Annotated in this window: 21 protein-coding genes and 1 pseudogene; 11 read left to right on the top strand and 11 right to left on the bottom strand. The window is 70.0% G+C overall.

Annotated features, from left to right (window positions below; all coding sequences use genetic code 11):
• Positions 1–115: 115 nt before the first annotated feature.
• The 7 genes from L2X99_RS17975 to L2X99_RS14520 all read right to left on the bottom strand — a co-directional run bounded on the left by L2X99_RS17975 (position 116) and on the right by L2X99_RS14520 (position 8,226).
• Complete coding sequence (locus L2X99_RS17975) at positions 116–1,114, bottom strand: sulfatase/phosphatase domain-containing protein (protein ID WP_268928523.1); 999 nt, start codon at positions 1,112–1,114, stop codon at positions 116–118.
• A 41-nt stretch (positions 1,115–1,155) separates the two neighbouring features.
• Complete coding sequence (locus tag L2X99_RS17970) at positions 1,156–1,560, bottom strand: sulfatase-like hydrolase/transferase (protein ID WP_268928522.1); 405 nt, start codon at positions 1,558–1,560, stop codon at positions 1,156–1,158.
• An 89-nt stretch (positions 1,561–1,649) separates the two neighbouring features.
• Complete coding sequence (locus tag L2X99_RS14540) at positions 1,650–2,675, bottom strand: aliphatic sulfonate ABC transporter substrate-binding protein (protein WP_236126122.1); 1,026 nt, start codon at positions 2,673–2,675, stop codon at positions 1,650–1,652.
• A 23-nt stretch (positions 2,676–2,698) separates the two neighbouring features.
• Positions 2,699–3,508, bottom strand: coding sequence for an ABC transporter ATP-binding protein (locus L2X99_RS14535; RefSeq protein WP_236126123.1), 810 nt, complete (start codon positions 3,506–3,508; stop codon positions 2,699–2,701).
• Positions 3,505–4,287, bottom strand: a complete 783-nt coding sequence (locus L2X99_RS14530) for an ABC transporter permease (RefSeq protein ID WP_236126124.1) — start codon at positions 4,285–4,287, stop codon at positions 3,505–3,507. Before L2X99_RS14530 ends, L2X99_RS14535 begins: the two co-directional genes overlap by 4 nt.
• 46 nt (positions 4,288–4,333) lie before the next feature.
• The gene (locus tag L2X99_RS14525) at positions 4,334–5,605 is read right to left on the bottom strand and encodes an ROK family transcriptional regulator (RefSeq protein WP_236135309.1); all 1,272 of its coding nucleotides are present in this window, start codon (positions 5,603–5,605) and stop codon (positions 4,334–4,336) included.
• A 146-nt stretch (positions 5,606–5,751) separates the two neighbouring features.
• The gene (locus L2X99_RS14520) at positions 5,752–8,226 is read right to left on the bottom strand and encodes a family 20 glycosylhydrolase (protein WP_236135308.1); all 2,475 of its coding nucleotides are present in this window, start codon (positions 8,224–8,226) and stop codon (positions 5,752–5,754) included.
• Between the two features lie 171 nt (positions 8,227–8,397).
• On the opposite strand from L2X99_RS14520, the pseudogene L2X99_RS18420 reads away from it, so the two are divergent.
• From L2X99_RS18420 to L2X99_RS14510, 3 genes and pseudogenes are all read left to right on the top strand, one after another.
• Positions 8,398–8,841: pseudogene (locus tag L2X99_RS18420) on the top strand (DNA/RNA non-specific endonuclease); the annotation flags it as partial.
• The gene (locus L2X99_RS18415) at positions 8,837–9,202 is read left to right on the top strand and encodes a DNA/RNA non-specific endonuclease (RefSeq protein ID WP_329608037.1); all 366 of its coding nucleotides are present in this window, start codon (positions 8,837–8,839) and stop codon (positions 9,200–9,202) included. The pseudogene L2X99_RS18420 and the gene L2X99_RS18415, both read left to right, overlap by 5 nt.
• Before the next feature lie 24 nt (positions 9,203–9,226).
• Positions 9,227–9,667: a nitroreductase family deazaflavin-dependent oxidoreductase gene (locus L2X99_RS14510; RefSeq protein WP_236135307.1), complete on the top strand. Its 441-nt coding sequence runs from the start codon at positions 9,227–9,229 to the stop codon at positions 9,665–9,667.
• A 119-nt stretch (positions 9,668–9,786) separates the two neighbouring features.
• Here the strand turns inward: L2X99_RS14510 and L2X99_RS14505 are convergent, their stop codons facing one another.
• Both L2X99_RS14505 and dnaB read right to left on the bottom strand, forming a co-directional pair.
• The gene (locus tag L2X99_RS14505) at positions 9,787–10,350 is read right to left on the bottom strand and encodes a class I SAM-dependent methyltransferase (RefSeq protein ID WP_236135306.1); all 564 of its coding nucleotides are present in this window, start codon (positions 10,348–10,350) and stop codon (positions 9,787–9,789) included.
• Positions 10,351–10,360: 10 nt separating this feature from the next.
• Positions 10,361–11,728 (bottom strand): replicative DNA helicase, encoded by a 1,368-nt coding sequence (dnaB, locus tag L2X99_RS14500; protein WP_236126817.1) that lies wholly within the window; start codon positions 11,726–11,728, stop codon positions 10,361–10,363.
• A 543-nt stretch (positions 11,729–12,271) separates the two neighbouring features.
• On the opposite strand from dnaB, the gene L2X99_RS14495 reads away from it, so the two are divergent.
• From L2X99_RS14495 to L2X99_RS14460, 8 genes are all read left to right on the top strand, one after another.
• Positions 12,272–13,423 (top strand): hypothetical protein, encoded by a 1,152-nt coding sequence (locus L2X99_RS14495; protein ID WP_236135305.1) that lies wholly within the window; start codon positions 12,272–12,274, stop codon positions 13,421–13,423.
• Between the two features lie 389 nt (positions 13,424–13,812).
• Positions 13,813–14,946: a hypothetical protein gene (locus L2X99_RS14490; RefSeq protein ID WP_236126130.1), complete on the top strand. Its 1,134-nt coding sequence runs from the start codon at positions 13,813–13,815 to the stop codon at positions 14,944–14,946.
• Positions 14,947–15,040: 94 nt separating this feature from the next.
• The gene (locus L2X99_RS17965; RefSeq protein ID WP_268928521.1) at positions 15,041–16,903 is read left to right on the top strand and encodes a beta strand repeat-containing protein; all 1,863 of its coding nucleotides are present in this window, start codon (positions 15,041–15,043) and stop codon (positions 16,901–16,903) included.
• A 344-nt stretch (positions 16,904–17,247) separates the two neighbouring features.
• Positions 17,248–18,228, top strand: a complete 981-nt coding sequence (locus L2X99_RS14480) for a putative F420-0 ABC transporter substrate-binding protein (protein ID WP_236126131.1) — start codon at positions 17,248–17,250, stop codon at positions 18,226–18,228.
• Positions 18,225–19,307, top strand: a complete 1,083-nt coding sequence (locus L2X99_RS14475; RefSeq protein WP_236126132.1) for an iron chelate uptake ABC transporter family permease subunit — start codon at positions 18,225–18,227, stop codon at positions 19,305–19,307. Before L2X99_RS14480 ends, L2X99_RS14475 begins: the two co-directional genes overlap by 4 nt.
• Positions 19,304–19,456 carry a hypothetical protein gene (locus tag L2X99_RS14470; RefSeq protein ID WP_236126133.1) on the top strand — a complete coding sequence of 51 codons (153 nt, stop codon included), beginning with the start codon at positions 19,304–19,306 and terminating at the stop codon, positions 19,454–19,456. The genes L2X99_RS14475 and L2X99_RS14470 overlap by 4 nt, the downstream gene beginning before the upstream one ends.
• Positions 19,453–20,244: an ABC transporter ATP-binding protein gene (locus L2X99_RS14465; protein WP_236135304.1), complete on the top strand. Its 792-nt coding sequence runs from the start codon at positions 19,453–19,455 to the stop codon at positions 20,242–20,244. Before L2X99_RS14470 ends, L2X99_RS14465 begins: the two co-directional genes overlap by 4 nt.
• Positions 20,245–20,331: 87 nt before the next feature.
• The gene (locus tag L2X99_RS14460; protein ID WP_236126134.1) at positions 20,332–20,661 is read left to right on the top strand and encodes a hypothetical protein; all 330 of its coding nucleotides are present in this window, start codon (positions 20,332–20,334) and stop codon (positions 20,659–20,661) included.
• Between the two features lie 5 nt (positions 20,662–20,666).
• On the opposite strand, the gene fgd is transcribed toward L2X99_RS14460, so the two are convergent.
• Together fgd and cofE are read right to left on the bottom strand one after the other, a co-directional pair.
• On the bottom strand, positions 20,667–21,680 hold the full coding sequence (gene fgd, locus L2X99_RS14455) for a glucose-6-phosphate dehydrogenase (coenzyme-F420) (RefSeq protein WP_236126135.1): 1,014 nt from the start codon (positions 21,678–21,680) through the stop codon (positions 20,667–20,669).
• Positions 21,677–22,471: a coenzyme F420-0:L-glutamate ligase gene (cofE, locus tag L2X99_RS14450; RefSeq protein ID WP_236126818.1), complete on the bottom strand. Its 795-nt coding sequence runs from the start codon at positions 22,469–22,471 to the stop codon at positions 21,677–21,679. Before cofE ends, fgd begins: the two co-directional genes overlap by 4 nt.
• Between the last annotated feature and the right edge of the window lie 309 nt (positions 22,472–22,780).

Below are 22,780 nucleotides of genomic sequence, written 5' to 3'. Positions count from 1 at the left end.
CGTACAGACGGCTTACAAATCCGTCAATGGTTGCGCTACTTCTTCCGGGGCGCTCCGGCGGAAGTCGCCGTCGCGCTCCGGGAACCGCGCGCCCGCGCGGCGGGGCCGCCCGAGTTCAGCCGGCGGCGGCCGTGATCCGTTCCGGAACCGGCTGCGACGGATGCGGGGTGTCGAGCAGTTCGGCCTGCAGACGCCACAGCCGCACCTTGAGCTCCTCACGCAGGTCGAGGTAGGCCGGGTCGAGGTAGACGTTGCGCAGCTCCTCCGGATCCTCGGCCAGGTCGTACAGCTCCCACTCGGGCGGGTAGCTGAGGCCGGAGGATCCGGGCAGCCCCATCCCGTCGTTGTAGAAGTAGATCAGCTTGTGCCGCTCGGTGCGGATGCCGTAGTGCGCGAAGGCGTGATGGTTCACGTCGTCGTTCTCGAAGTACCGGTAGTACATCGCGTCGCGCGTCGGCGCATCCGGCTCGTCGGTCAGCTGCGGCCAGATGCTCACGCCCTGCATCCGGGCATGCGGGGCGAGTCCGGCGGCTTCCAGCACCGTCTGCGCGAAGTCGACGTTCGTGACGATCTGCGTCAGCGGCTCCTCCCGGGCGGGGATCCGCGACGGGCAGCTCAGCACCAGCGGCATCCGCAGCGACTCGTCGTACATGAATCGCTTGTCGAACCAGCCGTGGTCGCCCAGGAAGAACCCTTGGTCGGAGGTGTACATCAGCAGGGTGTCGTCGAAGACCTCGCGCTCGGTGAGCCAGTCGATGACCCGGCCCACGTTGTCGTCGACGGATGCCACACAGGCGAGGTAGTCCTCCATGTAGCGCTGGTACTTCCAGACCGCCGCCTGTTCGTAGGTGAGCCCCTCGGGGGGCGCGACCTTCAGATCGGTCAGCGTCAGGTGGTCGGCGATCCGCATCGCCGCGCGGTGCGCCGCCGAGGTGCGGGTGGCGTAGTCGTCGTCGAACGTCGCCGGCAGCGGGATCCGGTCCTGCGCATACATGCCCCTGTGCTTCTCGTCGGGTTCCCAGGGCCGGTGCGGCGCCTTGTGATGGATCAGCAGGCACCACGGCTCGTCGCCCTCGAGCGAATCGAGCCACTTCAGCGACAGATCGGTGATCACGTCGGTCGCGTACCCCGGGACGATCTCGACCCCGTCCTCGGTCAGGATCTGCGGGTCGAAGTACTCCCCTGATCGCGCAGCACCGCCCAGTAGTCGAAGCCCTGAGGATCGTGGCCCGCTCCCTCGCCCATGTGCCACTTGCCGACGATCGCGGTGCGGTATCCGGCCTCGCGCAGCTGCGACACGAACGTCGGCTGGGAGGCGTCGATCGGCGTCTCGAGCGTGGTCACCCCGTTGACGTGGCTGTACGTGCCGGTCAGGATCGAAGCCCGGCTCGGAGTGCACAGCGCGTTCGTGCAGAAGCAGTTCTCCAGCCGCACCCCGGCGTCGGCGATCTCATCGATCCGCGGTGTGCGATTGACCACCGAGCCGTACGCGCTGATCGCGTGCGAGGCGTGATCGTCGGTGAGGATCAGGACGATGTTCGGGCGTTTCTGGCTGGTCATGCTTCTCATTCGTTCGCGATGCCCCGGCGTTCGCAGGGCGGGCTGGCGCTGCCGGCCGCGGTGTCCGCGGCCGGCAGCCGATCGTGGTCCTACTTCTTCCCGGCTGCGACGAACTCGTCACCGAGGTAGTAGGTGGAGGCGTCGGTGGGCTTGTCGAGCTTGCCGGCCGAGACGAAGTACTCGTTCAGGCTGGTCAGCCAGGTGGCCACCGTGCCGTCCTCGGTCAGCTCGTCGAGCTCGGACGAGCTGAGGTACTTCGCGTTCTTCGCGTCCGAGGCGAAGGCGTCGGCATCGCCCTTGAGCATCGCCGCGGTGATCTTCACGGTGTCGTCGAGGTTCTCGGCACGGTAGTCCATGGCGTCGCGCAGCACGGCCAGCACCTTCTTCGTCGCCTCCGGGTGCTCCTTCGTGAAGGTCGGGTTGGCCACGAAGGCGCTCGGGAAGGCCACCTCATCGGAGAAGTCCTCGTTCTCGGCGAGGATCTCCAGGTCGGGCACCTGCTTCTCGATCGTGTCGATGAGCGGGTACCAGATGCCGGCGGCATCCACCTGCCCGGACGAGAACGCGGCGACCACCGTCGACGGGTCCATGGCGACCTTCTGCACGTCGGAGATGCTCATTCCGGCGGACTTCAGCGCCATCGTGAGGATCATGTCTCCCGAGGTGCCCTCGGGAACGGCGACCTTCTTGCCCTTGAGGTCCTCGATCGAGTCGATGCCGGGCTGCGCGATCACGCGGTCCGCGTTGCCGAGGCTGTTGATCGACGCGACCTGCGCCTGACCGGATGCCGGCAGCCACATGGCACCGGGGCCGATGTAGCCGAAGTCGAGATCGTTCGTGCCGAGCGCCTGGATCTGCAGCGGGCCGTTGGTGAAGACCGGGGTCTCGACCTCGAGGCCGTGCTTCTTCCACAGGTCCTGGTCGTCGGCGATCGCGAGCAGGCTGGCGCCGTTGAAGTCGGCGATGTAGCCGAAGCGGACCGTGGGCGAGTCCTCGGCGGATCCGGCGTCGCCGTTGTCGCCGGACGATCCGGCGGAGCATCCGGCCAGCGCCAGGGCGGCGGTGACGATGGCGGCGGCGGCAGCGGCGCCGCGCGCGCGGGAGAATCGGGTCATGGTGTTCCTCATCATCAGAGCCGTCAGACGACGGCGGTGGTGGCTCGATGGCCGGGGGTCTGGTGGTAGACCGCGTTCCAGACGCGGTTGCGCAGCGCCGCGAACTCGGGGCTGAGCCGCATCTCCTCGGTGCGCGGATAGGGCAGATCGACGTCGATGATCTCGTAGATGCGGCCCGGCCTCGCCGCCATCACGATCACCCGGTTGGCGAGGAAGACGGCCTCGTCGACGTCGTGCGTGATGAACATCACCGTGCGCTTGTCGGCGCTCCAGGTGTCGAGCAGCTGCTCCTGCAGCTTCACGCGGGTCAGCGCGTCGAGGGCGCCGAACGGCTCGTCCATCAGCAGGATGCGGGGATCCACCGCGTAGGCCCTGGCGATCGCGCAGCGCTGCTTCATGCCGCCGGAGAGCATCTTCGGCAGCGCGTCGGCGAACTCGGTGAGCCCGACGAGGTCGATGAAGTGCTGGGCGCGCTCGCGGCGCTCCGCGGCAGGGAGGCCGGCGGTCTTCAGACCGAACTCGACGTTCTTGCGCACCGTGAGCCAGGGGAACAGCGCGTACTGCTGGAAGATCACGCCGCGATCGGGGCCCGGTCCGTCCACGGGCACGCCGTCGACGAGCGCCGCACCCGAGGTGGGAGTGTCCAGCCCGGCGAGGATGTTCATCAGGGTGGACTTGCCGCAGCCCGAGGGGCCGACGACGGTCACGAACTCGTTGTCGGCGACGTCGAGCGACACGCCGTCGAGGGCGACGAAGCTCTCACCCTTCAGATCGAACGTCTTGGTCACGTTCTGCACGCTGATGCGCGCGTCGGTCGCAGTGGAGGTGTTCATCGGCGTTCCTGCCATCCCGTGAGCTTGCGTTCCGCCAGCAGCAGCAGCCGGTCCATCACGAGACCGAAGACGCCGATGACGATGAGGCCGACGAAGATCGTCGGCAGGTCGTAGTAGATCTGCGCCTGCTGCATCCGGTAGCCGAGGCCCACCTGCGCGGCGATCAGCTCGGCGGCGACGAGGGTCGCCCAGGAGGCGCCGAGGCCGACGCGCATGCCGACCAGGATGAACGGCACGGATGCCGGCACGACGACTCGCACGAAGATCGCGCCGTCCTTGGCGCCGAGCACGCGCGCGGCGTTGATCAGCGTGCGGTCGACGTTCACGACGCCCTGGAAGGTCGAGACCACGCACGAGAAGAACGCGGCCAGGAAGATCACCAGGATCTTCGGCTCCTCACCGATCCCCAGCAGCACGATCGCGAGCGGAATCAGCGCGAGGGGCGGGATCATGCGGAAGAACTGGATCCACGGGTCGATCAGACCGCGAGCCCAGGCGTACCAGCCCATCAGGAACCCGACCGGAACGGCGACGATGGATCCGAGCAGGAAGCCGATCAGCACGCGGGTGAGGCTGGCCAGCAGGTCGGTGATCAGGGTGCCGTCGGCGATGAGCTCGCCGAACCTGGCGACCACCTCGGGCGGTGTGGGCAGGCGGAATCCGAGCAGCGAGAGCAGCCACCAGATGCCGATGCCCACGATGATGCTGATCGTGGTCAGCAGCACCGGCGACCGGCGGGCTGCCGACCTGCTGCGCCGGGGGCGTGCGGGCGCTGCCATCGTGGACGTGGCGGTCTCGGGGGAGCGGTGCGCGAGGCGGTGCTCATCATCGACCTCCTCGGGATGCGGGAGCGGTCATGGTCGGGGTCCTTCGTGTCATGGCCCGGGGCGGGGTGTCGGATGCTGTGGAGTTCGGGTAGTCGGTCAGCAGCGGGGTCCGGCGCAGCAGGGCGATGATCCCGCCGATCGCGCCGCCCTCGTCGCCCAGATCGGTCCGCCTGATCAGCGGCCCGTACTGGCCGACGGGAAGCAGTTCATAGGTGACGGTCTCGGCGACCTGCGTGACGATCACGTCGGAGGCCATCGCGACCTCTCCTCCGATCACGATCTCCGCCGGATTCAGCGCCACGGCGAGCGAGCCGAGGACCTTGCCGACCGCGCTGCCCGCGTTCCGCAGCACCCCGAGCACGAGCGGATCGCCCTTCGCGGCCGCGTCCTCGACGTCGGCGAGCGATGCGACGGGGACGCCGGCGTCGCGGCATCCGCCGAGGATGGCGTCGATCGACGCGATCGTCTCGAGGCAGCCGCGCTTGCCGCACCGGCAGGGCGTGGTCGCGTCGCTGACCTGCAGATGACCGAACTCACCGGCCAGGCCGGTGGATCCGGCGACGAGGCGGCCATCGATGACCAGTCCGCCGCCGATGCCGTAGGAGAGCCGGATGTAGAGCAGGTGCCCGACTCCCTCGCTGGGCCGCCATGCCGCCTCGGCGAGGGCAGCGAGACGGGTGTTGTTGTCGAGGATCACCTCGGTGCCGAAACGGTCGCGGAACGCAGCACGGACCAGTTCCGCTCCCGCGCGCCGGGCCTCGACGATGGGCTCGGACTCGTCGCGCGGCACACGCGGCGAGAACGGACCCGGCAGCCCGACGGCCACCCCCAGCACGCTGCTCAGGTGCACGCCGTGGCGACGCGGCATCTCCTCGATGAGCTGCAGGGCGACGGCGATGCGCCCCTCCCACCCCTCGGTGCCGTCATAGCCGGCGACATCCGAGGCGATCAGTTCGCGCGCCGCGTTGGCGACGGCCACACGCACGACACTGTGCCGGAAGTCGACGCCGATGTACTGACCGGCGGCGGGGTCGAGACGCAGGGTCTCAGCGGGTCGGCCTCGGCCGACCACCTGCTCGGTCGGCGTGCTGACCGAGATGACGCCGCGCGCGAGCAGTGCCGCAGTGATCTCGGAGAGCGTCGTGCGGGACAGGCCGATGTGCGCGGAGAGCTCGCTGCGGGTCAGGCCTCCGTGCTCGCGCAGCACTTGAAGGACCCGGTCTTCGTGGGTCCTGCGGACGAGCGCTTGCACTCCGGCGGGCTGCGGCATGAGCACCACGTTATGAGGCCGGAATTTTTCCGACAACCCTCCGACATAAATAATGAGGATAAAGGTCGCGCGGCTGTCTGAAAGCGCTGTCCGGACGTATGAGGGGTGTGCAGCCGACCGGCTGCACACCCCTCGTGATCCGTCGGTCAGTGCCGGCTGGGCACCGTGACGGTGATCGGCGTCGTCGACACCACATCGCCCGCGACCGAGACCTCGAACTGCGCGGTGTAGTCACCGGCCTTCGAGACGGTGCGCGTCGTCTGACCGGTGTACACCGGGTTGAGCGTCATCGCCGCGATGTCGGTCGTGCCACCGGCCTTCAGCGCCACCGACTCGGAGTGACCGTCCGCCCAGATGATCCGCGCTGTGACCTCGTCGCTCGAGGTCGCCGGGGCGGCGATCCGCCACTGCAGCTTCACGTTTGCCTTCGCCTTCGCCTTCGAGTGCGAAGCGGAGTTCAGCCCCTTCGACACAGTCACCCGCGGCGCGGCGGATGCCGCCCAGTCGACGGTCGCGGTCGGGAAGAAGTTCACGCCCTGCAGCGCCAGCCGCGGCCCGCTGTCGGCCACCCGCTGCAGGAACTCCGAGGTGTTCTTCTCGGTCTGCGGCGTCCAGCCCGTCTCCGCGGTGGCGAGCAGGCGCGGGAAGGTGAAGAACTGCGCCTGGTCGACGCCGCGGATGAACTCTCCCCAGAACGCGCCCTCGACCCCGAGCACGTCGCCCTCGCCGACGCCGGAGATCTGCGTCGCCGGGTTCCAGTTGTAGGCGTTCTCGAGCGTGCACGGGCCGCCGCAGGCCCAGGTGCCGCCCGCGGTCTGCCGGGCATCCTGTTTCTGCGGGTAGTACGTGCGGTTCGCCGGCGACATGATCACCTTGGCGCCGTGGTCGGCGACCGCGGCGGCGACGGGTGCGCCCGCCCCGTTCCAGTACTGCACGACGGCGTCATCCTGCGGCAGCGCCGTGCCGGCGTACTCGTTCCATCCGAGGACGGTCTTGCCGAGGCCCGCGACCTGCGCGTTGGCGAAGTCGACCATCTTGACGTAGTCGGCGTGACTCGTGGTGTGCGCCTCGTCGCCGCCGATGTGGATGTATCGTCCGGGGGTGAGCTCGGCGAGCTGGCGCAGCACGGTCGAGATGAACTCGTAGGTGGCGTCGTTGTTCGCGTCGAACGTCGAACGCCCCACATCGCCCGTGCCCTGTGCCGGAGCGGTGTCGCTGCCTGCCTCGGGCTTCGGCGACGATCCGGCCGAGTTCAACTGCGGGATCGCGTGCAGCGCGGCGTTCGTGTGGCCGGGCAGATCGATCTCGGGGATGACGGTCATGCCGTTCGCGGCCGCGTACTTCACGATCTCGCGGTAGTCGCGCTGGGTGTAGAAGCCGGTGTGCCCGAGTTCGGTGCCCATCAGGTCACCCGCGCCGTTGTACGTCATCGCGGTCGCGCCGCTGATCTTCGTCAGCAGCCGGTAGTCGATGCCGGACGGGTTCCTCCTGGGGGTGTCCATCGCCAGTCGCCAGCCCTGGTCGTCGGTGAGGTGCAGATGCAGGCGGTTCAGCTTGAGCGGTGCCGCCGAGTCGATCAGGCGCTTGACCTCGTCGACCGTGTAGAAGCTGCGAGCGACATCCACCATCAGCCCGCGGTGCTCGAACCGCGGGTAGTCCTCGATCGACACGAACGGCACGGTCCAGTCGATGTCGGCCCGCGAGTCGCCCTCCGCCCAGGCGGGCAGCAGCTGCCGCAGCGTCTGCACGCCGTTGAGCGCGCCGGCCGCGGTGTCGGCGCCGATGCGGATGCCGTCGGCGTCGACGTCGAGCACGTACCCCTCGGCCGCGTGGCCGGCCGGAGCGAGGCCGTCGGCGACGTCGATCTCGATCGCGGAGTCGACCCGATCGCGGGTGCCGGTGATCGGCAGCCTGTATCCGGTGGACGGACGCAGCACGTCGCGGAGCACCTTCGCCGCATCCTTGGCATCGCGCGACGCCTCGATGCGGGCATCCGCCGGCAGCGTGAACGCGCCGTCTGCGCGCTGCACCTCGACGGGCTGCGGAACCAGCGGCAGCTCGGGCACGGGCTCGGGCTTCGGGCCGTTCCACACCCGCATCTCCGAGATCGAATAGCCGTACTGCGACCAGCGCTGCGCGCCCTGCATCCGCACGAACGACACCGGTTCGTCGGAGTCGATCACGATCTCGTCGGTGCGCGGGCACGTGGTCTGGCCGGTGCGTTCGGCCACGGTCTTCCAGGTCGTGCCGTCGACCGAGGTCTGCAGCGAGAAGGCGCGCGCACAGGCGTTCGGCCAGTCGATCTCGACCGAGTACACCGGCGAGGGCTTCGCCAGGGCGAGCTGCAGCCAGCTGTCGTCGACGTACTTCGACGACCAGCGGGTGGACGGGTCGCCGTCATTCGCGAGCGCCGCCGCGAATCGGTCCTCATCGAGTTCGACGGAGGACGCGGTGGCGACGGCGTCGTGGGCGACGTCGACGCCGGCCCGAGCGGATGCGGCGAGCGCGACCGGCTGCGCCGATGCCGTGGCCGCCGCTGATGCGGCTCCTCCCGGAGTCATTGCCAGTGCCAGGGCGACCGCGACGGCGGCCGGCGCCGGCAGGGAGCGGTGACGGAACATTGCTTCTCCTCCTCGAGACAGGAACGTGCGAGAAGCCAGCTTCGACCGGCCTGATTTCTTCCGTCAACCCACCGACGAAATCACGCTCGGGCCGCGATCTCGAGCTGCCTTTCGACGAGTGTCGCGTCGAGTTCGACGAACCTGTCGTCCAGAACCCCGGTTGTCGGCGGGATGGGGCACGATGGGGCTATGACCGATGGATACGATCCGGGGTTCCTCACGACGGCAGTGCCGCTGCCGGCGCCGCTGCAGGACGTGCGCACGCTGACGTACCCGCGGTTCACCGTGCTGCTCGATCCCGGCCGGCGGCTCGCCGCCGCCACCGCGGTCAACATCGACGGGCAGACCCTGAGCGACCTTCCCCGCGAGGGCGACTGGCACCTCGACCCCAGGATCCCCGTGTCCGAGCAGACCGGCCCCGAGGCGTACGCGGGGAACGACCTGGACCGCGGGCATCTCGTGCGCCGGCGGGATCCGGGCTGGGGCGAGCCGGATGCCGCGCGCGCGGCCATGGCCGCGACGTTCGTGTACCCGAACGCGGCGCCGCAGGCGGCGGGCTTCAATCAGTCGAAGGAGCTCTGGCTCGGGCTGGAGGACCACGTGCTCGCGTATGCGCAGGCCACGGATCTGCGCATCTCGGTCTTCACCGGCCCGGTGCTGGGCGACGACGACCCGCCGTACCGTCGGCATCCGGATCCCGCTGCGGTTCTGGAAGGTCGCGGCGTGGTGCGACGACGACGTTCTCGCCTGCGCGGGGTTCGTGCTCGACCAGTCCGAGCTCGTCGACACGGCGGAGGGCCGGCTCACCGTGCCGCCGCTCGGCGCGTTCCGCACGTTCCAGATGCCGGTGTCGGCCATCGACGACATGACCGGGATCGATTTCGGGGCGCTCGTCGACGCCGACGTGCTCAGTGGCCGAGCCGCCCGGGGCGAGGCCTGGCCTGAACTGACAGAGCCGGGCGACATCGTCCTCTGAGGTCGGGGAGTACGATCGGCAGGCATGACGGGCTCGTTCCGCGAGGGCTACCTGAGGGTGCTGAAGAACACTCTCAACCCGCTCACGCTGCGCGCAGCGCGACGCGGTCGCGGACCCTTCTCACTCGTGCGGCATATCGGCCGCACGTCGGGCACGACCTACGAGACTCCGATCATCCTGGCCCGCCATCCCGCGGGTTTCGTCGCCGAGCTCACCTACGGGCCGCAGGTCAACTGGTACCGCAACATCGTCGCGGCCGGCTCCTGCGATGTCGTGTACAAGGGGGTGGAGCATCACATCGACGGGATCGGACCGTGCAGCGTCGAAGACGGACTCAAGGCGTTCGGCAATCGCGGGCCCTCGTCCTCAAGCTCCTGCACCGGCACGAGTTCCGGCTGCTGCACGAGCACACGGAGACGTAGCGGGGGCTGTGTCATCGTGCTGGACGTCGGCCGATCCACGTGACGAGCGTCGACGCGAGCGTGTACTCCTCCTGGTCACGACGTTCGACGACGGCGGCCGGCCGCGCTGTCCGGCTGATCTCCTCGAAATCGGCGAGTACGGTCGCGAGCAGGTCGTCCACCTCATGCACGGTGATGCCGCTCTCCAGGAGCGCCGGTCGCCGCTCGCCCGTCTCGTCGACTTCGTAGCGGTCGGCCACGACGCCGAGGGCGATCACGCCACCAGGCCGGATCGCCGTCGCCGCCTTCCGGAGCAGCCGCCGGATGTCCGCTGGCACCCGGAAGGTGCTCGATCGCGGAGAACGCGAACACGAGATCGATGCCCCGATCGAATTCCACGTCGGCCAGATCGGCCTGCTGCGCGATCACCCGGGTCGACCCGGATGCCGGAGCCAACTGCTCCAGGCGTCGCACGGCCGACGCGAGAAGATCGACGGCGTGCACCACCGATCCGTCCGGCAGTCCCTCGATCAGCGGCACGGTGTGCCGGCCGATGCCGGCACCCAGATCGTAGGCGACGAGCGGACGCCCGGTCGGCAGCAGCGCGATGGCCTCGAAGATCAGAGGATGAGGCCGGGCCAGCCAGGTTCCCCTGGCGCCGAGCGATGCTCCGGCGTAGAGCTCCTCGTGGTACCGGACGGTCTCGCGGCGTGCGCGGTCGAAGTCCGACGGAGCGTCGTCCGACACGGGGAGGACCTCAGTTGAAGTCTCCGCCGCCGCCACCGCCGCCGAAGTCACCGGGGGCCATGTCGGCGAAGCGGGAGTAGTGACCCTGGAAGGCGACGTTGATCGTCGCGGTCGGGCCATTACGGTGCTTGGCCACGATCAGGTCGGCCTCACCGGGACGCACGTCCTTGTCGTAGACCGAGTCGCGGTGCAGCAGGATCACCATGTCGGCGTCCTGCTCGATCGAGCCCGACTCGCGCAGGTCGCTGATCGCGGGCTTCTTGTCCTGCCGCTGCTCCGGTCCGCGGTTCAGCTGCGAGAGCGCGATCACCGGGACCTGCAGCTCCTTCGCGAGCAGCTTCAGCGCGCGCGAGAACTCCGAGACCTCCTGCTGACGCGACTCGACGCGCTTGCCGCTGGTCATCAGCTGCAGGTAGTCGATGATGACCATCTTCAGGCCGGCACGCTGCTTGAGCCGGCGGCACTTCGCGCGGATCTCGACCAGCGTCATGTTGGGGCTGTCGTCGATGTACAGCGGTGCGTCGTTGATACGGCCGCGTGTGGCGGCGACCGTGGTCCAGTCGCGCTGGTCGAGCGTGCCCTTGCGCAGGTTCTGCAGCGGCACGGCGCCCTCGGCGCTGAGCAGGCGCATCGCGATCTCGGCCTTGCCCATCTCGAGCGAGAAGAAGATCGACGGCTCGTCGTGTCCGATGGATGCCGCGCGCGCGAAGTCGAGAGCAAGAGTGGACTTGCCCATGGCGGGCCTCGCGGCGACCACGATCATCTGCCCGCCGTGCAGGCCGTTGGTGAGCTCGTCGAGCTCCTTGAAGCCCGTCGGCACACCGGTCATCGTCCCGTCGCGGCCGCTGGCCGCCTCGATCTCCTCCAGCGCGGCGTCGACGGCGATGGTCAGCGGAACGTAGTCCTCCGCCTCCTGCGTACCGGTGACGGAGTAGATCTCGGCCTGTGCGCTGTTCACGATCTCGGTCGCGTCGCCCTGACCGTCGTAGCCGAGCTGCACGATGCGGGTGCCGGCATCCACCAGGCGCCGCAGGATGGCTCGCTCGGCGACGATCTCGGCGTAGTAGCCCGCGTTCGCCGCGGTCGGCACGATCGAGGTGAGTGTGTGCAGGTAGTCCGCGCCGCCGGCGCGACCCAGCTCACCGGTCTTGATCAGCTCGTCGGTGACGGCAACGACGTCGGTCGGCTCGCCGTGCGAGTAGAGCGACAGCACCGCCTCGAAGATCAGCTCATGCTTGGGCACGTAGAAGTCAGCGCCCTTGAGGGTCTCGAGCACATCGGCCACCGCGTCGGGCGAGAGCATCATGCCGCCGAGGGTGCTCTGCTCTGCGAGCAGATCGTGCGGAGGAACGCGCTCCGGTCCACGGGGTGCACCCATCCGGTCCTCGGTGATGTCGGCGATCGACACAGTGCTCCCTCCGGCTCCGGCCACTCATGGCGCACGGTCTCGAGTGCCCGTGCGGTCACGATCGGAAGCTCGTTCCGGGCCGCTGCGAACAGCGAATCACGCACCCCGACATCCGGTCGCTCGACCACGCTAGAAGCCCCTTCTCCACACTGCAACACAGCCTGTGGATAACTCTGTGGAGAGGATGCGGACAACGTCGGAGTGTCTGTGAAGAACGGCTGTGGACAACTCAGTGGAGAGATTCTATCTCAATCCTTTTTATCCATGCTGATCAGGTTGTTTCAGTTTCCTCACCCTGTGGATGGAAATCGGTTTAAACCGGCGCTTGAAGGTTGGCCGTAACTCTGCGCGATGTGCACAACCTGGGGAGAACGGTCATGCCGCGCAGTCCCGCGCGACGACGCCCCGGACACGCCCGGGATTCACGTCCGAAGCGGCAGAGGCCCTCGACGGGACGCGGTCCGGTGACGTACTCTGTACAGGATCTGCCTCATCCCGAACGGAGACAGTCGAGTGACTGCCGCGACCTCCCGGCGCCGTGTGCCCACGGTCGCCATCTGGGGAGCACTGGGCGTGCTCGCCTGGGCGCTCCTGGTCGTGCTGCTCGGCGGCGGGGCCGCGCATGCCTCGGATCGCGGCGCACCGCACCATGACCGCCCGGCGGCCAACGCTCAGCAGAGCGGGCAGCACGGCAAGGACTCGTGGCGCGCGTCCCGCACCGCGCCGAGCGCTCACCACACCGTGCCGAGCACGCATCGCGCCGGCGGGCAGACCGCGAAGCACATCGCGCAGGCCACGAAGCACGCCGTGCAGCGCCCTGCGCCGCACGCTCCGAAGGCGAGGAAGCAGCACAGCGATCGCGGCACCGACCGCCACGCGACGGTCCAGCGGACGGCAGCGCAGGCCGGTACGTCCGTGAAGAGGTCATCGTTCGTACCGGAGCGCCGCACGGGCACCGTCGCGAAGCCGACCACCATCACCCTTCAGCCGGTCGCCTTCAGCGCGACCGGCGATCTCCGCTCCTTCACGATGGGCTCGTCCTCCCCACAGGACGACAGCTTCGCGAAGGGCGAACGAGAGCACTCCGATGTCCTCTCGTTCCACGGGTACCAGCGCGATCAGGCTCGCGACGCAACGATGTTCTCGAGCCGGGACGCGTTCCGGTCGGCCACGTCATGGCTGACCGGCGCGACGTCCCACATCGCCTCGAACCGCGATCATCGCGTCGCCACTCGCGACCGGTTCGACGGCCTCCGGCAGCGCGTCCACGATCGGTTCCGTTCCGCCGATCACGGACATCACCGTGCCACTCCCGAACGCCACGTCCACGCAGAGCCCGCGCCTCGCGCTGCGGTCGCCTCGTCCTGGACCCGAGCGGTCGTCGGGCACCACGCCGACGTGACCGCCGTCGCCGCACCGAGCACGGAGACGTCGTACGACGTCTCGGCGCCCTCCGACACGTCTGACACGGAGTTCTCCATCCCGCCGGCCCCGTCCGCGCCCTCGACGACGATCGCCGGCAGCGCGAGCACTCCGCTCGCGGTGGCCGCGCGTCCCTCCGACGACCTGCCCTCCCAGGAGGGCACCCCCGTGCGCGCCGCCGAGGCGACGCAGTCCGTCGTGCACGCAGCGCCGGTGTTCACCACCGACGTCTCCCCCGACTGATCCTCCGGCCGCCATCCGTGCGGCTCGTCCGACATGCTGCGATGCTCTCGGCATCGCGGCATCCGGTGCCTCCGTCGACCTCCGGTCCGGAGCACCGGTGCGGATGCGCGGACCCGGCGAGGCACCTCCCCCTCCCCGCCTCGACGCCAGTCCCCTCCGCAGTTCGGGGCATCGCGAAACCCTCCCCCTCCCTCGCGATCGCCCCTCGGATGCCGGCCGGCCTCCCCCGCCGTCGGCATCCTCAGGGCGGATGCCTCTCACCTCCCGAGAGGCATCCGCCCCTTCTCATCCCGTCGACGTGATGTAGACACGTCGCCACTGCCGGGGTAGTCTCCCCGCAAGGACGCTCTGCGTCCTCGCGTTCGTCGTCTTCGGGGAGGAAGCACAGCGTGAATGCCACGGTGTCCCGGCGCCGCATCCCTGCGGCCGTCGTCTGGGGCGCCTTCGGAGTGCTGACCTGGGCCGCATTCACGCTCTTCTCCGGCGGCTCCGCCGCCCACGCCGACGAACCCGACAACCCGCTCGGTTCGCTCACGTCAGTCGTCACCAGCACGGTGAAGACCGCGACCTCTCCGATCACGGATGCCCTGGAGCCGGTCGCGAAGGCCACCGCCCCGATCGTCGCCCCCGTGACCGCGCCGGTGAAGCCCGTCGTCACGAAGGTCGTCGCACCAGTGGTCACGAAGGTGGTCGCTCCGGTCGTGACGAAAGTCGCCTCCCCCGCCACGAAGGCGGTCGCGAAGTCGGTGGGGCAGACCGTGCCCGCCGTTGTCGATCAGGCCGTCTCGACAGTCACCAGGACTCCTGTCGTCGGTGAGGTCGTCGCGCCGATCGCGCAGACCGCCGGCGACACGGTCACGGCCGTGACGGCTCCGGTCACCGGCATCCTCCGGGACGCGCCCGCCTCGGCCGTCCTCGACCCCGTGCTCGACGTCATCAGCGGCGTCCCGATCGTCGGCGACACCGTCGACGGCATCGGCGCGACCCAGCTGCTGCGCGAGGTTGCCGGGACGGTCGATTCCGCCACCGCGTCCGTCACCGACGTGACCGACACGCTGCTTCCGCCGGTCCTCGACGCCGTCACCCCTTCGGACGAGGAACCGGTCGTGCCGGGTGCGCCGCCGAGCGAGATCGCGCCGCCCGTCCATGTCATCGTCGGCGAGACGGACGCGTCCGCACCGGCCCGCAGCGACGGTGCGGCCGTTCCGGCCACCGGTGGGCCCTCATCCGCTGAAGCGCTCACGAGCTTCTTCGCGTCGGCCTCGCAGGTCACGACCGTCGCCGCGGGATCGGATGCCGGAGGCACGGAGCCACCGGCACATCCCGCCGCACCGCCCGGGCCCGCGCAGGCACCGTCCTCTTCGTCGTCCGCCGCCGGGTCCGGCGGCGGCTCGACGGCCATGAACGCGCGCATCGACGATGCGCTGCACAGCCCGGGCCTGCTCGGCCACGGCGCTGTCCCGGCGATCGACGACGTCCTGCCGGCGTCGCCCGTCGCCGAATCCGACGTCTCCCCCGACTGACGGGGGTCTCACTGTCGCCTGTGAGCGACGACTGAGACCGCACGCGTCCGCGTGCGGCATCCGAGACCCAACCATCAGTCAGGGGGACTGAATCATGCATGCAATCATCAAGCGCGCTCTCTGGGGCACGCTCATCGCCGGCGGCATCACGCTGCTCGGCGCCACGGCGGCGAACGCGGCCGAGACAGGCGGACAGGACGGGATCCTCTCCGGGACCCAGGCGGTCGCGCCGATCAACTCACCGGTGCACGTCGGAGGCAATGCGCTGTCCGTACTGGGCACGTCGAAGGCCGCCTCCACCGCTCCGGCATCCGCCGCACCGGCACCGGCGCCCGTCGCGAAGACCTCCGGTGGCGACGGTGCGGCGTCCGGCACGCAGGCGGTGGTGACCGTCCATGCGCCGGTCACCGTCAAGAACGTGTCGGCCGCTGTACTCGGCACCTCGAAGTCGAGTCCGGCTCCCGCGCCGGACGCGGCTCCTGCGGCGGCCCCGAAGCCGATCATCACCACCTCGGGAGCTGAGGGAGTGCTCTCGGGAACGCAGGCCCTCGTGGCCGTCGACGCACCGATCACCGTGACCGGCAACAGCCTGTCCGTGCTCGGAAGCAGCGCCGCCGACGGCACCGCCGCACCTGCACCGACGGCTGCGGCTCCCGCGTCGAAGGCTGCCACCGGCGGAGAGTCGTCGGTCGCCGGCGGCACCCAGGCGCTCCTGCCGGTGAGCACACCGATCGATCTCGGCGGCAATGCGATCTCCGTGCTCGGCAGGAGCACGGCGTCGGGCGGCGGCTCCGCTCCGGCGGCACCCGCTGTCGGGACCACGGATGCCACGACGGACGGCGGGTCGTCGATCGCCGGCGGCAGCCAGGTGAACGCTCCGATCACGGCGCCGATCACCGCGAACGGCAACGCGACCTCCGTCCTCGGCACGAGTGACGCGAAGGGTGCATCGGCAGGCGCGCCCGCCGCATCCACGGCTCCGGGCACGGACGCCACAACCAGCGGCGACGACGCGGCTCTCGGCGGGACCCAGGTGGTCGCGCCTGTGGCAGCGCCGATCACCGCGAACGGCAACGTGACCTCCGTCCTCGGAGACAGCGCGGTCAGCGGCACCGCACCGGCGTCGACGGGCAGCACGCCCGCGGCAGCCGGCACCTCCGCGACCACCGACGGCGGGTCCTCGCTCGGCGGCGGCACGCAGGTCGTCGCACCGATCACCGCACCCGTGAACGTCGGCGGCAACGCCATCGCGGCGCTCGGCACCAGCACGGTTGACAAGTCGGGTTCGACTGGGACGGGCACAGTGCCCGCACCCGTTCCCGGGGCCACCACCGACGGCGACGGCTCGCTGCTCGGCGGCACGCAGGTCGTCGCACCGATCACCGCACCCGTGAACGTCGGCGGCAACGCCATCTCTGCTGCGGGAACCAGCACGGTGACCGGCGGTTCCGGCACGGCGGGCGGCACGCCCGGTGGCGCGGGGAACCCGGTGACCGACGGGCTCGGGTCGCTGCTCGGCGGCACCCAGGTGCTGGCCCCGATCTCGGCTCCGATCACGACCGGCGGCAACGCCATCTCGGTCGTCGGCGAGAGCACGGTCGAGGATCCGGGAACGAACCCGGGGACCGACCCGGGCACCGACCCGGGCACCAACCCCGGCACCGACCCCGGCACCGACCCCGGAACCGACCCGGGGACCGATCCCGGAACCGACCCGGGGACCGATCCCGGAACCGACCCGGGCACTGACCCGGGCACCAACCCCGGAACGACCCCGGTGTCCGGCTCCGGTCCCGAGCAGCCCGCCGCGGCGAGCGGCGGCGGTGCGGTGACCACGGCGAGCGGCGACACGCTCGCCTCCACGGGAGGCAACGGTGGTGCGCCGCTGCTCGCCGCAGTCGCCGCGCTCCTGCTCATCGCGGGAGCCGGACTCCTGCGACGCCGCCGCGTCGCCTGAACGCCGTCCGGGAGACCCTGCGCACGCGGGGCCTCCCGGACACCCCACAGACCCCCGTGGGCACCGGCGCCAACGCCGGAGGGCCTCTGCGCCGAACCCACGGTGCGGATGGCCGGCGACTCCCCGCCGGCATCCGTGATCCAGGACCCGTGACCGTCTCCCATCCCAACCCGGGTCACGGTCCTGGAAGGGTGGCGCCCTCCCGCGCCGCCCGGCGGGTGTCTCCGACCTCCCATTTCACGGAGACACCCGCCCTTCTTCGCGCCTGCGCGCCGGCCCGGCGGAGCCGGTGGGATGATTGATCGGTCAGCGACAGCCTCGTCCGCGAGCGTCTCGGAGGAAACATGCCCCGCACCCTGCGCCCGGTCGCCGCGCTCACCCTCGTCGCCCTGGCGGTGCCGGCCCTGGCATCCTGCTCCTCCGGTGCATCCGCGGAGCCGACGTCTTCGTCTGCAGCATCCGCCGTCACGGTCGACAACTGCGGCACCGAGGTGACCGTCGACAGCCCCCCGCAGCGCATCGTCACGGTGAAGTCGTCCACCCTCGAACTGGCCCTGGCGCTCGGCGCCGGCGACCGGATCGTCGGCAGCGCCTACTCCGACGGCCCGCTGCCGGCCGACCTCGCGTCGGCGGGCAAGGGCATCCCGGTGATCGCCGAGAAGGTGCCCTCGCAGGAGGCCGTTCTCGCCCTGAATCCCGACTTCGTGTTCGCCGGCTGGGAGTCCAACTTCTCGGCCGACGGCGTCGGCGAGCGTGACGCGCTGCAGCAGCTCGGCGTCACCACCTATGTCGCACCGGCCGCCTGCCAGGAGAAGAAGTACCAGCCCGACCCGCTCACCTTCGACGCCGTCTTCGACTCGTTCCTGCAGGCCGGCGATCTGCTCGGCGAGAAGGATGCCGCGAAGAAGCTGGTCGACGAGCAGAAGGCGCAGCTCGCGGAACTCCGCCCCGACGACCGTGGCCTGACCGCCGTCTGGTACTCCTCCGGCAGCGATCAGCCGTTCGTCGGCGCGGGCATCGGCGCCCCGCAGCTGCTCATGCACAGCGCCGGGCTGACCAACGCGTTCTCCGACGTCAAGGAGAGCTGGTTCTCCACCTCCTGGGAGAAGGTCGCCGATCTGAACCCCGACGTGATCGTGCTGGTCGACTCGACCTGGAACACCGCCCAGCACAAGATCGACGTGCTGAAGGCGAACCCGGTGGCGTCCACGCTGAAGGCAGTGCAGAACGACGCCTTCCTCACCGTCGACTTTCCCGCCACCGAGTCGGGAGTGCGCAATGTCGACGCCGTCGCCTCCCTGATCGACCAGCTGGCGGAGCGATGACCTCCGCGCCGGTGCGGGTCGCGCCACCGGCGCGCACCTCGCAGAGCAGGACCCGGATGCCGCGGATGCGGACCGCCGCAGTTCTGGTGGCACTGCTCGCCCTGCTGGCCGTGTCCATCGTGGTCGCCATCGGCATCGGCCCGGCGCGCATCGCACCCGGTGACGTCGCCGGCACGCTCTGGGCGCACGTCACCGGCGGGCATCCCGTACTCCCGGTGACGCAGGACGCCATCGTCTGGCGTCTGCGGACACCACGGGTGCTGACCGCTGTGGTGGTCGGCGGCGGCCTCGCCGTGTGCGGCGCGGTCATGCAGGCGCTGACCCGCAACCCCCTCGCCGACCCCTATCTGCTGGGGCTGTCGTCCGGGGCATCCACCGGCGCTGTGCTCGTGCTCGTGCTCGGCGCGGCGATCGCCCTGCCTGCGGCCGCGTTCGCCGGTGCGATGATCGCACTGGTCCTGACCCTCGGCATCTCCCGTGCGGCGGGCGGGGGCTCGCCGACGTCGACGATCCTCGCCGGGCTCGCCGTGTCGGCGGTGCTGTCGGCGCTGACCAGCCTGGTGATCTTCTGGAGCTCGAACAACGACAGCTACCGCGAGATCCTGGGCTGGCTGCTCGGATCGCTGTCGGGTGCGGACTGGGCGGACGTCACCCTCGCCGCGATCGTCATGGCCGCCTGCGCGCTGCCGCTGCTGGCGTCGGCGCGGGTACTGGACAGCCTCGCGCTGGGCGACTCGGCGGCCTCCGCGCTGGGGGTGCCCGTCGGCCCGGTTCGCGTCGCGCTGTTCGGATTCTGCGCGCTGCTGACCGGCGCGCTCGTCGCCGTGAGCGGATCGGTCGGATTCGTCGGCCTGATCCTGCCGCACGCCACCCGCGCCGTGGTCGGCGTGCGGCATCGGGTGCTGCTGCCGGCATCCTTCCTGGTCGGCGCCGTGTTCCTGCTTTGGGCCGACACGATCGCGCGAACCGCCTTCGACCCACGCGAACTGCCGGTCGGCATCGTCACCGCGCTGATCGGCGGGCCGGTGTTCGTCGTGCTCCTGATGAGGATGGGACGCCGGCGGAGGATGCGGGCATGAGCGGGCTGCGCCCGGTCGGCATCCGCCGTCATCGAGAACAGGAGATCCGCCCAGAACAGGACGGATGCCGCGACAGCATCCTGTATTCGCACGCTCTCCTGTCCCGGGTGACGAAGCGGCGGACCAGTGACGAGGGGATCGCCGGATGAGCGGGCTGCAGACCGAACGGCTGCGGTACAGCGCCGGCGGGCGGATGATCGTGGACGGCGTCGGCATCACCGCGCCCTCCGGAGCCGTGACCGCCGTGCTCGGCCCGAACGGCGCGGGCAAGAGCACGCTGCTGCGGCTGATCGCCGGCGTGCTCACCGCGCAGGACGGCATGATCGCGCACGACGGTTCCGAACTGCGCCGGCTGAGCAGGCGCGAGCGGGCGCGGCGCATCGCCCTCGTCGAGCAGGAGTGGACCGAAGCGGAGGGGCTGACGGTCCGCGAGATCGTCGAGCTCGGACGCATCCCGCATCAGGGCCTGCTGGCCGCGGCCAGCAGCGATGACGAGGACGTCGTCGAGGACAGCCTGCGACGAGCGGGCGCCGCGGAGTTCGCGGATCGGGATGCGGCATCCCTCTCCGGGGGCGAGCGTCAGCGGGCGAACCTGGCGCGCGCACTCGCCCAGCAGCCACGGCTGCTGCTCTGCGACGAGCCGACCAACCATCTCGATGTGCACGCGCAGCTCTCATCGCTGCGGCTGCTGCGCGACCTCGCCAGTGATGGGCTCACCGTGATCGCCGCGCTGCACGATCTGAACCACGCCGCCCGGTTCGCCGATCACGTCGTCGTGCTCGCCGACGGCGTCGTGCGCGCGGCCGGCTCCCCCGCCGACGTGCTCACGCCCGAATGCGTGCGGGACGTCTGGCGGGTCTCCGCCGAGGTCGTCGAGCATGCCGGGCGCCCGCTGATCGTGTTCGGCGAACCGGTGGATGCGCCGAGGGTGGACTGACGCGGTCGTTCACTTGTCGGCCTTCCGCAAGGCGCTGAACAGCGGGATAGTGGGTATCACTCCGATCTCAAGGATGCAGGGGGCACGATGAAGCGACACCTCTGGCGTCGAGCGCTGGTCGTGGCCGCGCTCGCTCTGGTCGCGGTCGGCCTGCTGCTGTACGTGCTCGCCGGGATCTTCGACTGGACCGCGCTGAGCACAGGGATCGGGACGGCCATCCCCTGGGCGATCGCGGCGTTCATCGGCCTCGGTCTGCTGCTGCGCTCAGTCCTGTCGACAGGGTTTAGAAGGCGGGATCTGGAGGGCGTCGGCGAGCCCATCAACGATCTCTACCTGGGGCGGGTCAGCTCCCCTCCGGTCGCGAAGTCGGTCGATGAGCACTCCGCCTTCCCGCCACCGGATGACAACGGGCGCTGAGCCGATCAGCCCCGCAGCCGCGGCGCGAGGTCCCGCTCGAACAGCTGCAGGAACCGGCGCTGGTCGTGACCGGGCGCGTGGAACACGAGGTGGTTGAACCCCCAGTCCACGTACTGCTGGATCTGCGCGACGACCTCGTCGGGGTCGCTGCCCACGATCCAGCGCTTCGCGATGGTCTCCAGCGGCAGGGCGTCGGCCGCCCGTTCCATCTCGACGGGGTCGGTGATGCCGCGCTTCTGCTCCTCGGACAGGGACAGCGGCGACCAGAACCTGGTGTTCTCCAGGGCCGCCTCGCGGGTCTCCTCGTAGGAGAGCTTGATCTCGATCATCCGGTCGTAGTCGTCGAACGACCGCCCCGACAGCTCGAGCCCCTCCTTCACCGCCGGCACCAGCTTGTCGACGTACAGCTCGGCTCCCTTGCCCGAGGTGCAGATGAATCCGTCGCCGGCGCGGCCGGCGTACTTCGCCATCTGCGGACCGCCCGCCGCGATGTAGATCGGCACCCCGCCGTCCGGTCGGTCGTAGATCGACGCGTCGTGCGTGGAGTAGTACTCCCCGTCGAAGCTCACCCGATCGCCCGACCACAGCGCGCGCATCAGGCGGACGGCCTCGCGCAGCCGCGCGTAGCGCTCCTTGAACTCCGGCCAGTCCTGCTCGCCGGCACCACGGAAGCCAGTGGCGATCTCGTTCAGCGCCTCCCCGGTGCCGACACCCAGGATGATCCGGTCGGGGTACAGGCATCCCAGGCTCGCGAACGCCTGCGCGAGCACCGCCGGGTTGTACCGGAATGTGGGTGTCATCACGGAGGTGCCGATCCGGATCGACGAGGTGCGCTCGCCGACCGCCGCGATCCAGGTGAGCGCGAACGGCGCGTGTCCGCCGTCGTGCCGCCACGGCTGGAAGTGATCGCTGACGAACACCGACTCCATGCCGTGCCGCTCCGCCTCGACCGCGATCTCGATGAGCTCGCGCGGCGCGAACTGCTCTGCGCTCGCCTTGTAACCCAGTTTCAGCGTCATGACTCTCCTTCAGAGGAACGGATTCCGGAAGAGCGGATGCCGGCGGCATAGCCCTCGTCGTATCCCTCGGCTCGCGCTTCCTCGCTGCCGAGGCGGAACAGGTCGTCGGGTCCGGTGCGCACGATCGAGGCGGCGCCCGGCAGGTCGAGATCGCCGACCAGGTCGGCGCGTCCACGGATCACCGCGACCGGCAGTCCGCGCGCCTTGCCCTTGACGAGCTCGGCGGCGGCGGCGAGCTCGTCGGCCACGCACGGCATTGTGACGCTGAGCGCCTTGCCGCCGTAGTCGAGCGTGCCGCGCAGGTCTTCGATGACGTGCACGCCGGCGGCTCCGATCGCGACGTCGATCTGCCCGACCCGCCACGGCCGGCCGAGTGTGTCGCTGAGCAGCACGCCGACCCGGTGGCCCGTGGCCTCGCGCAGTCGCGCGGCGAGCGCTCGCGCCGAGGCATCCGGGTCGAGCGGCAGCAGCAGGATCCAGCCATCAGGGGTGTTGCTGGCATCGACGCCAGCGGCGGCCGACACCATGCCGAGCCGGTTCTCGACGATGCGCATCGTGTGCCCGTTCCGAGTGCGGGATGCCACGACCCGCACCGTCTCGGCGGTGATCGCGTCCTCGCGGTCATCCGCGCGGACGTACCGATCCTCGGCCTTCGAGACGACCTTCGAGGTCACGACCAGGATGTCGCCGTCGCGGAGCCGCACGCCCGTGGCGAGGATCATCGCGGCGAGATCCTCGCCCGGCTGCACCTCGCCGATGCCCTCCGGGGCGAAGACGGTCAGCGTATTCATGCGCGCGCCTTCGGGAGCGCCACGCCACCGAAGGGCGCCGCGGCCATGCACTGGTCGATCACGGCGGTCGGAGCCACCTGTTCCAGCGCATCATATCCGATCTTCATGACCACCTCCTCCTCGAATTCTTCCGTGTACGCGGCATCCGCGCTCGCTTCTGTCGCTGCGGGTCGCCGAAGGCCATGATCCGATCCGCCTCGGGACCCAAGAGTCGATCTCGAATCCCGGGACGAGCAGCCTCGGTCCGCGCCCTGCCGACCTACGATGGCTTAGAGTGCGCCCCGATCAGCGCACCGGGAAGGAAGGGAC

The organism is Microbacterium sp. KUDC0406, assembly GCF_021582875.1.
In the GTDB taxonomy this organism is placed as follows: domain Bacteria; phylum Actinomycetota; class Actinomycetes; order Actinomycetales; family Microbacteriaceae; genus Microbacterium.
This window is presented reverse-complemented; position numbering and strand designations above follow the sequence as displayed.